This window comes from Pseudomonas sp. 43(2021), from assembly GCF_017490805.1.
GTDB lineage: Bacteria > Pseudomonadota > Gammaproteobacteria > Pseudomonadales > Pseudomonadaceae > Aquipseudomonas.
The window spans coordinates 1-436 of the sequence record NZ_JAFGYJ010000565.1; the positions used below are offsets into that span (position 1 = coordinate 1).

The following is a 436-nucleotide window of genomic DNA, read 5'->3' on the forward strand; positions in this document are numbered from 1 at the left end:
GCCTGGGACATGTGCTCGAGTTGCGACACCGGTTCGCCGATGTAATCGCTCGCGCCGAAGCGTTCATACAGGCCGAACCCCCGGGCGATCACCTGTTCTTGATTCATGCTTGCTCCAGTAACTGCGCGATGTTGCGTTCGGCCAGCGCCGGGCCGACGCTCATGCCGACGCCGGTGTGCATCAGCGCCACGCTCAGGCCCGGTGCCGGGCGCAGGAAAGAAAACGGCCCTGGCCCCCGAGAACCATAGACGCCCTGCCAGCGTTCGACCACTTGCACCTTGCAGCCCAGCGTCTGCTCGGCGAGTTCGAGCATCCAGTTGTCAATCTGCTCGGCATTGAACGGTGACGCATCGCTGCCGTAATGATGCGAATCGCCAATGATCAGTTCGCCATACGGCGTCGGGCTGATCAGCAGGTGAATGCCGTTGGCGTGCAG

The 436-nt window shown here is 62.6% G+C and carries 1 protein-coding gene and 1 pseudogene; both read right to left on the reverse strand.

Annotation, left to right across the window (positions count from 1 at the left end):
* Positions 1 to 107 (reverse strand): annotated as a pseudogene (locus J5M71_RS29490) (phosphohydrolase); the annotation flags it as partial.
* Positions 104 to 436: FAD-dependent oxidoreductase (locus tag J5M71_RS28720; RefSeq protein WP_347709887.1), on the reverse strand; the 333-nt coding region annotated here is incomplete at its 5' end. The gene J5M71_RS28720 and the pseudogene J5M71_RS29490, both read right to left, overlap by 4 nt.